Raw genomic sequence first — 12,627 nt, 5'->3', positions numbered from 1 at the left:
GAGGAACGCCGCACTGGGGATAACCGGGCGTCGCGGGCGGTTTCGGGCGGCCACGGCGGCCCGTCCCGTCGGGGGCACCGGGCACCGTGGCCCGCATGACAACCGAAACGACCATGACCCGCATCCAGCTGGGGGCGCTGGGTGAGGCGCTCGCCGTGGATCATCTGACCCGGATGGGATTGCGCATCCTCGAGCGCAATTGGCGCTGCCGCTACGGCGAACTCGACATCATCGCCCGCGACGACGCCGCGTCGACGCTGGTGTTCGTCGAGGTGAAGACCCGCACCGGCGACGGATACGGCGGCCTGGCGCACGCCGTCACGCCCCGCAAGGTGCGGCGGTTGCGCCGGCTGGCCGGGCTGTGGCTGGCCGGCCAGCACCACCGCTGGGCCGCGATCCGCATCGACGTGATCGGGGTGCGGATCGGGCGCCGCCGCACCCCCGAAATCACCCACCTGCGGGGGATCGGCTGATGGCGCTGGGACGCGCGTTCTCCGTCGCGGTGCGCGGCGTGGACGGACAGATCGTCGAGATCGAAGCCGACATCACCTCCGGGCTGCCCGGCGTGCACCTGGTGGGCCTGCCCGACGCCGCCCTGCAGGAATCACGCGACCGGGTCCGGGCCGCCGTCACCAACTGCGGAAACAGCTGGCCACAGGCGCGGCTCACCCTGGCGCTGTCGCCGGCGACGCTGCCCAAAATGGGGTCGGTCTACGACCTCGCCCTGGCCGCCGCGGTGCTGTCGGCGCAGCGCAAGAACCCCTGGGACCGGCTGGAGAAGACGGTGCTGCTCGGCGAGCTGTCCCTGGACGGCCGGGTCCGCCCGGTGCGCGGGGTGCTGCCCGCGGTGCTGGCCGCCAAGCGCGACGGCTGGCCGGCCGTGGTGGTTCCCGTCGACAACCTCGCCGAGGCCAGCCTGGTCGACGGGGTCGACGTGTGGGGCGTGCGCACCCTGGGCCAGCTGCACAAGTGGCTCAGCGGCACCGGCGCCCTGGACGGCAGGATCGACGCGAAACCGACCGACGGCCAGCCCGCGGCGGATCTGGTCGACGTCGTCGGGCAGACGCAGGCGCGGTTCGCGGTGGAGGTGGCCGCCGCCGGTGCCCACCACCTGATGCTCACCGGGCCGCCGGGCGTCGGCAAAACCATGCTAGCCCAACGCCTTCCGGGGTTGCTGCCGCCGTTGACCGACGACGAGTCCCTGGAAGTGACGGCGATTCACTCGGTGGCCGGGCTGCTCTCGGGCGACACCCCCCTGATCACCAGGCCGCCGTTCGTGGCGCCCCATCACAGTTCCAGCGTCGCCGCGCTGGTCGGCGGCGGGTCCGGGATGGCGCGCCCGGGCGCGGTCAGCCGGGCCCATCGCGGGGTGCTGTTCCTCGACGAGTGCGCCGAGATCCGGGTCAGCGCGCTGGAGGCCCTGCGAACGCCGTTGGAGGACGGCGAGATTCGCCTGGCCCGCCGCGACGGGGTGGCGTGTTATCCCGCCCGGTTTCAGCTGGTGCTGGCCGCCAACCTGTGCCCGTGCGCGCCGGCAGACCCGCAGGACTGCATCTGCGCGGCGGCGGCCAAACGCCGCTACCTGGGCAAGCTTTCGGGACCGCTGCTGGATCGGGTCGACCTGCGCGTGCAGATGCACCAGGTGAAGGCCGGGGCGTTCGCGGCCAGAGACGCCGAATCGAGTGCGCAGGTTCGCCACCGGGTCGCGCAGGCCCGCGCGGCCGCCGCCGAGCGCTGGCGACCGCACGGGTTTCGCACCAATGGCGAGGTCAGTGGGACGCTGCTGCGCCGGAAGTTTCGGCCCGGCAACGCGGCGATGGAGCCGCTGCAACGGGCGCTGGACCGCGGGCTGCTCAGCATCCGTGGCCTCGACCGCACGTTGCGCGTCGCGTGGAGCCTGGCCGACCTCGCGGGCCGCACCTCGCCCGGGACCGACGAAGTTGCCGCCGCACTCAGCTTCCGTCAACCTGGGGCGCAGCGATGAGCGCCGCGACGCAGCGCCATGGCGCGCTACCAGCGCGCGATGGTCAGCCAATCGGTGTGCCCACCCCGCACCGCGATCGCGACGCTCACCAGAATCGCGAACGCCCGGGCGAATTGGGCCATGGCACGGCCACTTTCACCCCGTTGTTCCATCTCGCGCAGCCCGAGGCAGGCCAGCCCGATGCTGATGAGGGGGATGGGAAAACCGATCCAGCTGACCAAGCTGAGAGCGAACGCCGCGACGGCCCAGGGGTTCTTGGGGCGCTCGGACACGCTGTGCACCATCGGCAGGTCGAGGATCATGGGTCGTTCCGTTCGTTGCGGGCCGGGGTGCGGCGGGCGGCTGACGACCCCACACTCGCGCGCGCGGCTCAAAGGATTCTTGGCGCGTCCTTGGCGCGGGGGGCACGGCGATGACGACGGCGCCCGACGACCCCACGCTGCGCGCCTGGGCCTATCTGTCCCGGGTGGCCGAGCCGCCCTGCGCCGAGCTCGCCGCGCTGGTGCGGGGCGTCGGCCCGGTCGAGGCGGCCGACCTGGTCCGCCGCGGACTGGTCGACGACGGCCTGGCCGGTCGCACCCAGGCCAGGCGCGAACTCGACTGCAGCGCAGCCGATCTGGAGATGCTCGACCGTCGTGGCGGCCGGTTGATCACCCCCGACGACGACGAATGGCCGGTCCTGGCGTTCGCCGCGTTCCGCGGTGCGGCACCGCGTCCCCGCGGCGGTGCGCCGATGGTGCCGCCGATGGTGTTGTGGGCGCTGGGACCCGTCCGGCTCGATGAGGTCGCGCACCGGGCGGCCGCCGTGGTCGGGACGCGCGCGTGCACCACGTACGGCGAGCACGTCGCCGGGGAACTGGCGGCCGGGTTGGCGCAGCGCGACGTCGCGGTGGTCTCGGGCGGCGCCTACGGCATCGACGGCGCGGCGCACCGCGCCGCGCTGGGCTGCGACGGCATCACCGTCGCCGTCCTGGCCGGCGGGCTCGACGTCCCCTACCCGAGCGGTCACACCGCGCTGCTGCACCGGATCGGCCAGCACGGGCTGGTGTTCAGCGAATACGCGCCCGGTATCCGCCCCGCCCGCCACCGGTTCCTGACCCGCAATCGGCTGGTGGCCGCCACGGCCGGGGCCGCCGTGGTGGTGGAAGCCGGCCTGCGCAGCGGCGCGGCCAACACCGCGGCCTGGGCCCGGGCACTCGGGCGGGTGGTGGCAGCGGTGCCCGGGCCCGTGACGTCCTCGGCGTCGGCGGGCTGCCACGCGCTGCTGCGCAACGGCGCCGAGCTGGTCACCCGGGCCGACCACGTCGTCGAGCTCATCGGCCACATCGGGGAGCTGGCCGCCGAGGATCCGCACCCCGCGACGCCGCTCGATGGCCTCACCGACGCCGAACGCCGGGTCTACGAGGCGCTGCCGGGGCGCGGCGCGGCCACCGTCGACGAGATCGCCGTCGTCTCGGGAATGGTGCCCGAGCTAGCGCTGGGACCGCTGGCGATGCTCGAGCTGGCCGGGCTGGTGCAGCGCCAGGACGGGCGGTGGCGGATTGTCCGGGCCTCCGCGGGCCGAGCTGCAGCGACGACGCGACTCGTATAGTCGAGCGGGGGTCGGGGTGTGAACAGGAGGACAAGTGGCAGGTCGACCACTGCAATGCTTCGAGGTCGTCGGTACCGAACAACTCACGCCGCACATGGTGCGGATAGTGCTCGGGAGCAAGGATTTTGACGCCTTCGTGCCGAGCAAGTTCACCGACTCCTACGTCAAGCTGGTGTTCGTCGCCGACGACGTGGACGTGGCCGGTTTGCCCGGGCCGCTGACCCTCGACAGCTTCGCCGACCTGCCCCCGGAGAAGAAGCCGTCGGTGCGGACGCTCACCGTGCGCAACGTCGATGTCGAGAAGCGCCAGATCACGCTGGACATCGTCGTGCACGGCGAGCACGGCATGGCGGGGCAGTGGGCGTCGACGGCCCAGCCCGGCCAGCCGATCTACCTGATGGGCCCCGGCGGCGCGTACACCCCGGACCCCGCCGCCGACTGGCACCTGCTGGCCGGCGACGAATCGGCGCTGCCGGCCATCGCCGCGGCGCTGGAAGCGTTGCCCCCCAGCGCCGTCGGTAAGGCGTTCATCGAGGTGGCGGGCCCAGAGGACGAGATCCCGTTGAGCGCACCCGACGGCGTCGAGGTGCATTGGGTGTACCGCGGCGGCCGTGCCGACCTGGTCCCCGAGGACCGTGCCGGCGATCACGCGCCGCTGATCGAGGCCGTCAAGAGCGCCCCCTGGCTGCCGGGTCAGGTGCACGTCTTCATCCACGGCGAGGCCCAAGCCGTGATGCACAACCTGCGGCCCTACATCCGCAAAGAGCGCGGGGTGGACGCCAAGTGGGCGGCGTCGATCTCGGGCTACTGGCGTCGCGGCCGCACCGAAGAGACGTTCCGGCAGTGGAAGAAGGAGCTGGCGCAGGCCGAGTCGGCCAATTCGTCAGCCTGACGGCCGCCTGGCATTGTCTTTTTCATGGCATTCGGCGACTACCAGAACGAGATCTACTTCAAGGGCCTCGGCGGGGTGGCGCCCGCGCTGCCGATGGCCTTCGCGGAGCTGGAGGCCCGCGCCGAGCGGGCCATGTCGCCGTCGGTGTGGAGCTACGTCACCGGCGGCGCCGGCGACGAACGCACACAGCGGGCCAACCGCGAGGCGTTCGATCACTGGGGCCTGATACCGCGGATGTTCGTCGGTGCCGCCGCGCGGGACCTGTCGGTGGACTTGTTCGGCCTGACCTTGCCGTCGCCGGTGTTCATGGCGCCGATCGGCGTCATCGGCATCTGCGCCCAGGACGGCCACGGCGACCTGGCCACCGCACGCGCGGCCGCGGCCACCGGCGTCCCGATGGTCGTCTCCACCCTGACCGCCGACCCGATGGAAGACGTCGCCGCGCAGTTCGGCGACACCCCCGGCTTCTTCCAGCTGTACACGCCCAAGGACCGCGACCTGGCCGCCAGCCTGGTCCAGCGCGCCGAAGCCGCCGGCTACAAGGGCATCATCGTCACGCTGGACACCTGGATCCCGGGGTGGCGCCCGCGCGACCTCAGCACGGCCAACTTTCCCCAGTTGCGGGGGCTTTGCCTGAGCAACTACACCAGCGACCCGGTCTTTCGCGCCGGACTGCAGCGCCCGCCGGAAGAGGACCCGCAAGGCACCGTGCTGCAGTGGGTGACCACCTTCGGCAACCCGCTGACCTGGGACGACCTCGGGTGGCTGCGGTCGCTGACCGACCTGCCGTTGATCATCAAGGGCATCTGTCACCCCGACGACGCCCGGCGGGCCAGGGACGGCGGCGTCGACGGCATCTACTGCTCCACCCACGGCGGGCGCCAGGCCAACGGCGGCCTGCCCGCCCTCGCGTGCCTGCCCGGGGTCGTCGAGGCGGCCGACGGGCTGCCCGTGCTGTTCGATTCGGGCATCCGCAGCGGCGCCGACGTCGTCAAGGCGCTCGCGCTGGGCGCCACGGCGGTGGGCATCGGCCGCCCGTACGCCTACGGCCTAGCGCTCGGCGGCGTCGACGGCGTCGTGCACGTGCTGCGCTCGATCCTGGCCGAAGCCGACCTCATCATGGCCGTCGACGGCTATCCGACGCTCAAAGATCTCACCCCGGACACGCTTCGGCGCGTCGACTAGAGCGCCCCACTGCGCCCTGCGACCGTGGGGGAGTGCAGGCGATTCTCGACGAGTTCGACGAGTACCTGGAGCTGCAATGCGGGCGCTCGGCGCACACCCGTCGCGCCTACCTCGGCGACCTGCGCTCGCTGCTCGCCTTCGTCGGTGACCGCGGCGCGGGCCTGGACGGGCTGAGCCTGCCGCTGCTGCGCTCGTGGTTGTCCGCCGCGGCCGCGGCCGGCGTCGCCCGCACGACGCTGGCCCGGCGCACCTCGGCCGTCAAGGCCTTCACCGCGTGGGCGGTCCGTCGCGGGCTGCTGAGCGCCGACCCCGCCGTGCGGCTCCAGGTGCCCAAGGCGCACCGCACCCTGCCCGCGGTGCTGCGCCAGGACCAGGCCGCCGACGCCATGGCCGCTGCCAAAAGCGGTGCGCAGCAAGGTGATCCGCTAGCGCTGCGCGACCGGCTGATCGTCGAGATGTTGTACGCCACCGGGATCCGGGTCAGCGAGCTGTGCGGCCTGGACATCGACGACGTCGACACCCATCACCGGCTCGTCACAGTGCTCGGCAAGGGCAACAAGCAGCGCAGCGCGCCGTTCGGCCGGCCCGCCGCCGAGGCCCTGGATGCCTGGCTGGCCGACGGACGCCCCGCCCTGGCCAACGCGGAATCGGGGCCGGCGCTGCTGCTGGGTGCGCGGGGCCGCCGGCTCGACGTTCGCCAGGCGCGCACGGTGGTGCATCAGACCGTCGCCGCGGTCCACGGCGCGCCGGACATGGGCCCGCACGGCCTGCGGCACAGCGCGGCCACCCACCTGCTCGAGGGCGGCGCCGACCTGCGCGTGGTCCAGGAGCTGCTCGGGCATTCCAGCCTGGCGACCACCCAGCTCTACACCCACGTCGCGGTGTCCCGGTTGCGCGCGGTGCACGACCAGGCCCACCCCCGGGCCTGAGCCGGCTCACGGGTTCAGCGGTTTGAGCCGGATCGGCGTGGACGTCAGCAATCCCCGCGGATCGACATAGCGGGCGCCCGACGCCGGCCCCCACATCGCGCCCCAGTGCAGACACGCCGCGACCGGGCACCCGGCGTGCCCCGCGACCAGCGCGCCGATCACGCTCGCGGCCGTCACCTGCTGGCCCACCCGCACGCTCGCCCGCACCGGCTCGTAGCTGGTGTGCAACCCACCGGGATGGGCCAGCGACACCACGGGCCGCCCGGCCAGCACACCGGCGAACACCACCGTCCCCGCGCCCGCGGCGTACACCGGCTGACCGGCCGCCCCGGCCAGGTCGACCCCCCGGTGCCCGGGATGCCAGTCCTGGGCCGGGGCGTCGAATCCCCGGACAACGGCCGGCGGCGGGCGCAGCGGCCACTCCAGGCGATCCTCGGCGGCAACCGCCGGCGCCGCGCTGACCAGGGACGCGCACACCAGCAGCGCACTCCACCGCATCCAGCCAGTTCAGCGCGTCCCCGCGGGCCGGTCCACCCGGATCCGGCCGGTCTGTGCAGGAGCGGCCCGGTTGGGGAAGCGTGGCAAAAGCACCTGCTGAGACGGTGTAAACTGCTGGTCGCAGCTCGTTCGCGGGCTGACTTCGCGCGTCTGCATCGCGTCTCTGGTTCCACTAGGAGAACGCAATCGCATGCCGGGCGGTCCCGACCGGGTTTCCCGGCTGGGTCCGGCATCGCAGCAGCCGCCAGGGCCCGGCGTCACCCGATGCCAGGCGACAACCGACACACGTAAGGCACAAGCATGGCCGTCGTAACCATGAAGCAGCTGCTCGACAGCGGCACCCACTTCGGGCACCAGACCCGTCGCTGGAATCCCAAGATGAAGCGGTTCATCTTCACCGACCGCAACGGCATCTACATCATCGACCTGCAGCAGACGCTGACCTTCATCGACCAGGCGTACGAGTTCGTCAAGGAGACCGTCGCCCACGGCGGCAGCATCCTGTTCGTCGGCACCAAGAAGCAGGCGCAGGAATCGGTCGCCGCGGAGGCGACCCGCGTCGGCATGCCCTACGTGAACCAGCGCTGGCTGGGCGGCATGCTGACCAACTTCTCCACCGTGCACAAGCGGCTGCAGCGCCTCAAGGAACTCGAGGCGATGGAGCAGACCGGTGGCTTCGAGGGCCGCACCAAGAAGGAAATCTTGATGCTGACCCGCGAGAAGAACAAGCTCGAGCGCAGCCTCGGCGGTATCCGCGACATGGCCAAGGTGCCGTCGGCGATCTGGGTCGTCGACACCAACAAGGAGCACCTCGCGGTCGCGGAGGCCCGGAAGCTCAACATCCCGATCATCGCGATCCTGGACACCAACTGCGACCCCGACGAGGTCGACTACCCGATCCCGGGCAATGACGACGCGATCCGCTCGGCCGCGCTGCTGACCAAGGTGATCGCCTCCGCGGTCGCCGAGGGCCTGCAGGCCCGCGCCGGGGTCGGCCGCGGCGACGGCAAGCCCGAAGCCGAGGCCGCCGAGCCGCTCGCCGAATGGGAGCAGGAGCTGCTGGCCTCCGCTACCACCACCGCCCCCACCGACGCCGCTGCGGGCACCCCCGAATCAACCACTGAATCCTCATAGGAGGGCTGACCATTGGCGAACTTCACCGCTGCCGACGTCAAGCGGCTTCGGGAACTCACCGGTGCCGGGATGCTCGACTGCAAGAACGCGCTGGCCGAAAATGACGGTGACTTCGACAAGGCCGTCGAGGCGCTGCGGATCAAGGGCGCCAAGGACGTCGGCAAGCGCGCCGAGCGTGCGACGGCCGAGGGTCTGGTCGCGGCCCAGGGCGGCGCGCTGATCGAGCTGAACAGCGAGACGGACTTCGTCGCCAAGAACGCGGAGTTCCAGGCGCTGGCCGACCAGATCGTGGCCGCGGCCGTGTCGTCGAAGGCCACTGACGTCGACGAGCTCAAGGCCGCCAGCGTCGGTGATAAGACCGTCGAGCAGGCCATCGCGGAGCTGTCGGCCAAGATCGGCGAGAAGCTGGAGCTGCGCCGCGTCGCGAACTTCGACGGCACCGTCGAGACCTACCTGCACCGGCGGGCCGCCGACCTGCCGCCCGCGGTCGGCGTGCTGGTGGAATACCAGGGCTCGGACACCGAGGCCGCGCACGCCGTCGCGCTGCAGATCGCCGCGCTCAAGGCCCGCTACCTGTCCCGCGACGACGTGCCCGAGGACGTGGTGGCCAGCGAGCGCCGCATCGCCGAGGAGACCGCCAAGGCGGAGGGCAAGCCGGAGCAGGCCCTGCCCAAGATCGTCGAGGGCCGGCTGAACGGTTTCTTCAAGGACGCGGTGCTGCTCGAGCAGCCGTCGGTGTCCGACAGCAAGAAGACCGTCAAGGCGCTGCTCGACGACGCCGGTGTCACGGTCACGCGGTTCGTTCGCTTCGAGGTGGGTCAGGCCTGATCGAGGCCTGACCGCCCCGGCGGCGGACAAGGCGGGAAACCTCCCGGTGGGGCGGGTGCGCGGGTTAGCGTCAGTGCTATGCGACACGTGCACGCGTTCGGCGACGATGCCCTTGGCGATCTGGACGCGGTCGGCCTGGCCGACGCCCTTCGGTCCGGCCGGGTGGGCCGCGCCGAGGTCATCGAGGCCGCGATCGCCCGCACCGAGGCGGTCGACCCGCTGCTGAACGGCTTGGCGTACGCGGCTTTCGAGCAGGCGCGGGCCGCCGCGGGCGCCCCGGCAACGGGCTACTTCGCCGGCGTCCCGACGTTCATCAAGGACAACGTCGACGTCGCTGGTCAGCCGTCGATGCACGGCACCGACGCGTGGACGCGCCGCGATGCCGCCACCGACAGCGTGTTCACCGAACTGTTCCTGGCCACCGGGCTGACGTCGGTAGGCAAGACGCAGCTGTCCGAATTCGGGTTCAGCGCGTCGGCCGAGCATCCTCGGCTGGGCCCGGTCCGCAATCCGTGGGACACCGACTACACCGCCGGCGCGTCGTCGTCGGGATCGGGCGCCTTCGTCGCCGCCGGCGTGGTGCCCATGGCGCACGCCAACGACGGCGGCGGCTCGATCCGGATTCCGGCCGCCTGCAACGGATTGGTGGGCCTCAAACCGTCGCGCGGCCGGTTGCCGCTGGACGCGACGCTGCGCCGGATGCCGGTCGGTGTCGTCGTCAACGGCGTGGTGACCCGCTCGGTGCGCGACACCGCGGCCTTCTACCGCGAGGCCGAGCGCATCTGGCGCAACCCCAAGCTGGCACCGATCGGCGACGTCACGGCTCCCGGCCGGCAGCGGCTGCGGATCGCGGTGCTCACCCGCTCGATACGGCGCGAGTGCAGCCCCCAGGTGCGGGAGCTGACGCTGAAGTCCGCGGGTCTGCTCGAGGAGCTGGGCCACCGCGTCGAACACGTCGACGAGCCCCCGGTCGCCGCCAGTTTCGTCGACGACTTCGTCATGTACTGGGGGTTTCTGGCGCTGGCCCAGGTGCGCGGCGGGCGACACATGTTCGGCGAGACGTTCGATCGCACCAAGTTGGACAGCCTGACGCTGGGTCTGCTTCGCCACACCAGCCGCAACCTCCACCGCCTGCCGACGGCGATCGTGCGGCTGCGGCGCGCGCGCAGGCGCACCGCGCGCTTCGCCCGCACCTACGACGCGGTGCTCACGCCGACGCTGGCCGACGAGACACCGCGCATCGGGTTCCTGGCACCGACCGACTACCGGCAGGTGATCAGCCGGCTGATCGACTGGGTCTCGTTCACCCCGCTGCACAACGTCACCGGGGAACCCGCCATCTCGCTGCCGCTGGCCCAGTCCGCCGACGGCATGCCGGTGGGCATGATGCTCTCGGCCGACATCGGGCAGGAGGCGCTGCTGCTCGAATTGGCCTTCGAGCTCGAAGAGGCGCAGCCGTGGGCGCGCATCCAGGACGGGTGATCGGGACCCGATGGTCGCTCGTGTGATCGCCGCTAGTCGGAGCCGAGTTTCTCGAGCATCCTTTTGAATTCCCGCTGCTGAGTTTCGGTGAGCTTGCTCAGGATGCGGGCGTCGGCGCCGCGGACCGCTCCTTCGGCGCGCTTGAGCAGCGCGCGGCCCTGGCCGGTCAGGTTGGCCGGCAGCGCGCGCCCCGAGGACACCGACGACGGGCGCGCCACCGCCCCGATTTCTTCCAGCTTGCGCAGCACGGTGTTCATCGCCTGCGGGGTGACGTTGGTGTGGCGAGACAATTCGGCGCTCGACATCCCCGGGAACATCGAAAGAATGCGCAGGCAAACGAATTCGGGCAGGGTCAGCCCCAGCGGGCCCAACACGGCGGAGACCTCGGGTCGCAGCACCGCGCCCACCCGGTAGAGCAGATAACCCAGCGGAGCGTCGTCGGCCTGAATCATGTCAACGATATTGACATATTTCCGCCGGACCGACGCGCACATCGGGCCGACCGTGATTGTCCGCGCCGCAACGGGGTAATCGGTTGGCTACCCGAAGCGGGTGTGGTACACGAGGAGGTTCGATGCCGAAGACGACGAAGGGCGGCGCGGCCAAAAAGAGCGAATTGCCCAGCACGTTGCAACGTTCCAGCGCCAAGGCCCAACGCACGTTTGCGAAGGCCCATGATGCGGCCGCCGACGAGTACGGCAGCGAGGAGCGCGCCCACCGGGTGGCGTACGCGGCTGTCAAGCACAGTTTCGAGAAGGTCGGCGACCACTGGGAGGCCAAGGACGAGAAGGGCCCCTCCGACGAGCGCGCCGAGCGCGGTGGTCTGCGGCCGACCGGGGAGTCGGCCGAGGGCGTCAACGCCAATGCCAGCAAAACCCACCTGCTCGACGTGGCCCGCCGGCTCGACATCGCGGGACGGTCCCGCATGAACAAGTCGGAGTTGGTGGACGCGATCAAGAAGCACAACCGCCGGGTCCGGGGTCGCTGAGCGGGCCGACGGACCGCGTCCAGACCGTCGGCGAGAAGTCGCTGCGGTGCAACGGTTTTGGCTACAGGATCGGTCGGCCGCCCGTCACGGCCACCCGGGCCCCGGAGATGTAGCTCGCGTCGTCGGAAGCCAACAGCACGTAGATCGCGGCGAGTTCGGCCGGCCGGCCGGCACGCCCCAACGGAACGTTGTCCCCGAAAGATTCCACGCTGTCCGGCGGCATCGTCGACGGGATCAAGGGGGTCCAGATCGGACCGGGCGCCACGCTGTTGACTCGAATCCCCTTGTCGCCCAACAGCTGAGCCAGGCTGGCCGAGAAATTCGCGATGGCCGCCTTCGTCGCCGCGTACGGCGCCAGGGTGGGATTGGGGGAATCGGAATTGACCGACGAGCTGCCGATGATCGACGAGCCGGGCCGCATGTGCGGCACGGCGGCCTTCGCGAGGTAGAAGTATGCACCGATGTTGAGCCGGAAGGTGTACTCCCACTCCTCGTCGCTGATCTCGTCGAGACTCTGGTGCATCATCTGGAAGGCGGCGTTGTTGACCAGGACGTCCACGCCGCCCAACTCCTGCACCGCCCGATCCACCACGGCGCGGCAGTGGGCCGCGTCGGAGAGGTCGCCGGGCATCAGCACGCACTTGCGACCGGCGTTGGTGACGTAGCGGGCGACGTCCCGCGCGTCGTCGTCCTCGTTGAGGTAGGCGATCAACACGTCGGCGCCCTCGCGCGCGTAGGCGATGGCGACCGCGCGCCCGATGCCGCTATCGCCGCCAGTGATGATCGCCTTTTTGCCCAGCAGTTTTCCCGAGCCCTGGTAACTGTTTTCGCCACAGTCGGGAATCGGATCCATCTGCCCCTGTACGCCGGGTACGGATTGTTGTTGCGCCGCGAAGCCCATGCCATTTCCTTTACCGATTCAAAGTTGGTTGTGCGATTCACGTTCCGGCCACGCCGAGCAACGGGTGTTGGGAGTTTCCGCGTTGCACCTCACTGCCCCTTTTGCGGCTGTCTCTCGGCCTGCCCACCCTCGCAATTGCGGGCGCGGGCCTCAGCGCACCGGTTACCCGTCGACACCCGCCCTAATCGCGGTGCCCGATGTGAGTGATGATGCGG

13 protein-coding genes and 1 pseudogene are annotated in these 12,627 nt (G+C 71.1%); 10 read left to right on the top strand and 4 right to left on the bottom strand.

What is annotated here, in order from left to right:
• Positions 1 to 95: 95 nt before the first annotated feature.
• Both DQP57_RS10950 and DQP57_RS10945 read left to right on the top strand, forming a co-directional pair.
• Positions 96 to 473, top strand: a complete 378-nt coding sequence (locus DQP57_RS10950) for a YraN family protein (RefSeq protein ID WP_112632996.1) — start codon at positions 96 to 98, stop codon at positions 471 to 473.
• On the top strand, positions 473 to 1,984 hold the full coding sequence (locus DQP57_RS10945; protein ID WP_112632995.1) for a YifB family Mg chelatase-like AAA ATPase: 1,512 nt from the start codon (positions 473 to 475) through the stop codon (positions 1,982 to 1,984). Before DQP57_RS10950 ends, DQP57_RS10945 begins: the two co-directional genes overlap by 1 nt.
• 26 nt (positions 1,985 to 2,010) lie before the next feature.
• Here the strand turns inward: DQP57_RS10945 and DQP57_RS10940 are convergent, their stop codons facing one another.
• The gene (locus DQP57_RS10940; protein ID WP_112632994.1) at positions 2,011 to 2,286 is read right to left on the bottom strand and encodes a DUF4190 domain-containing protein; all 276 of its coding nucleotides are present in this window, start codon (positions 2,284 to 2,286) and stop codon (positions 2,011 to 2,013) included.
• A 110-nt stretch (positions 2,287 to 2,396) separates the two neighbouring features.
• Between DQP57_RS10940 and dprA the strand changes: the two genes are divergently transcribed.
• From dprA to DQP57_RS10920, 4 genes are read left to right on the top strand one after another with little or no spacing between them, the layout of a single operon-like run.
• On the top strand, positions 2,397 to 3,575 hold the full coding sequence (gene dprA / locus DQP57_RS10935) for a DNA-processing protein DprA (RefSeq protein ID WP_112632993.1): 1,179 nt from the start codon (positions 2,397 to 2,399) through the stop codon (positions 3,573 to 3,575).
• Between the two features lie 34 nt (positions 3,576 to 3,609).
• Complete coding sequence (locus tag DQP57_RS10930; protein WP_112632992.1) at positions 3,610 to 4,467, top strand: siderophore-interacting protein; 858 nt, start codon at positions 3,610 to 3,612, stop codon at positions 4,465 to 4,467.
• A 24-nt stretch (positions 4,468 to 4,491) separates the two neighbouring features.
• Complete coding sequence (locus tag DQP57_RS10925) at positions 4,492 to 5,652, top strand: lactate 2-monooxygenase (RefSeq protein WP_112632991.1); 1,161 nt, start codon at positions 4,492 to 4,494, stop codon at positions 5,650 to 5,652.
• 32 nt (positions 5,653 to 5,684) lie between these two features.
• Positions 5,685 to 6,581: a tyrosine recombinase XerC gene (locus DQP57_RS10920; protein WP_112632990.1), complete on the top strand. Its 897-nt coding sequence runs from the start codon at positions 5,685 to 5,687 to the stop codon at positions 6,579 to 6,581.
• Positions 6,582 to 6,593: 12 nt separating this feature from the next.
• Here DQP57_RS10920 and DQP57_RS10915 read toward each other — a convergent pair.
• Positions 6,594 to 7,079 (bottom strand): annotated as a pseudogene (locus tag DQP57_RS10915) (M23 family metallopeptidase); the annotation flags it as partial.
• Positions 7,080 to 7,379: 300 nt separating this feature from the next.
• Between DQP57_RS10915 and rpsB the strand changes: the two are divergent.
• The 3 genes from rpsB to DQP57_RS10895 all read left to right on the top strand — a co-directional run bounded on the left by rpsB (position 7,380) and on the right by DQP57_RS10895 (position 10,523).
• Positions 7,380 to 8,213 (top strand): 30S ribosomal protein S2, encoded by an 834-nt coding sequence (gene rpsB / locus DQP57_RS10905; protein WP_112632987.1) that lies wholly within the window; start codon positions 7,380 to 7,382, stop codon positions 8,211 to 8,213.
• A gap of 12 nt (positions 8,214 to 8,225) precedes the next feature.
• Entirely contained in the window at positions 8,226 to 9,041 is an 816-nt protein-coding gene (gene tsf / locus DQP57_RS10900) for a translation elongation factor Ts (protein ID WP_112632986.1), read from the top strand.
• Positions 9,042 to 9,119: 78 nt separating this feature from the next.
• Complete coding sequence (locus DQP57_RS10895; RefSeq protein ID WP_112632985.1) at positions 9,120 to 10,523, top strand: amidase; 1,404 nt, start codon at positions 9,120 to 9,122, stop codon at positions 10,521 to 10,523.
• A gap of 32 nt (positions 10,524 to 10,555) precedes the next feature.
• On the opposite strand, the gene DQP57_RS10890 is transcribed toward DQP57_RS10895, so the two are convergent.
• A complete protein-coding gene (locus tag DQP57_RS10890) occupies positions 10,556 to 10,975 on the bottom strand; it encodes a MarR family winged helix-turn-helix transcriptional regulator (protein ID WP_112632984.1) in 420 nt (139 codons plus the stop codon).
• 122 nt (positions 10,976 to 11,097) lie between these two features.
• Here DQP57_RS10890 and DQP57_RS10885 point away from each other — a divergent pair, with 122 nt between their 5' ends.
• A complete protein-coding gene (locus DQP57_RS10885; protein ID WP_112632983.1) occupies positions 11,098 to 11,511 on the top strand; it encodes a ChaB family protein in 414 nt (137 codons plus the stop codon).
• Positions 11,512 to 11,572: 61 nt separating this feature from the next.
• Here DQP57_RS10885 and DQP57_RS10880 read toward each other — a convergent pair whose 3' ends face one another.
• Positions 11,573 to 12,412, bottom strand: coding sequence for an SDR family oxidoreductase (locus DQP57_RS10880; protein ID WP_112632982.1), 840 nt, complete (start codon positions 12,410 to 12,412; stop codon positions 11,573 to 11,575).
• Between the last annotated feature and the right edge of the window lie 215 nt (positions 12,413 to 12,627).

The sequence above is a fragment of the Mycobacterium colombiense genome (assembly GCF_003284935.1).
Taxonomy (GTDB): Bacteria; Actinomycetota; Actinomycetes; order Mycobacteriales; family Mycobacteriaceae; genus Mycobacterium; species Mycobacterium arosiense_A.
The sequence above is the reverse complement of the archived record's forward strand: the minus strand, read 5'-3'. Positions and strand labels throughout refer to the sequence as shown.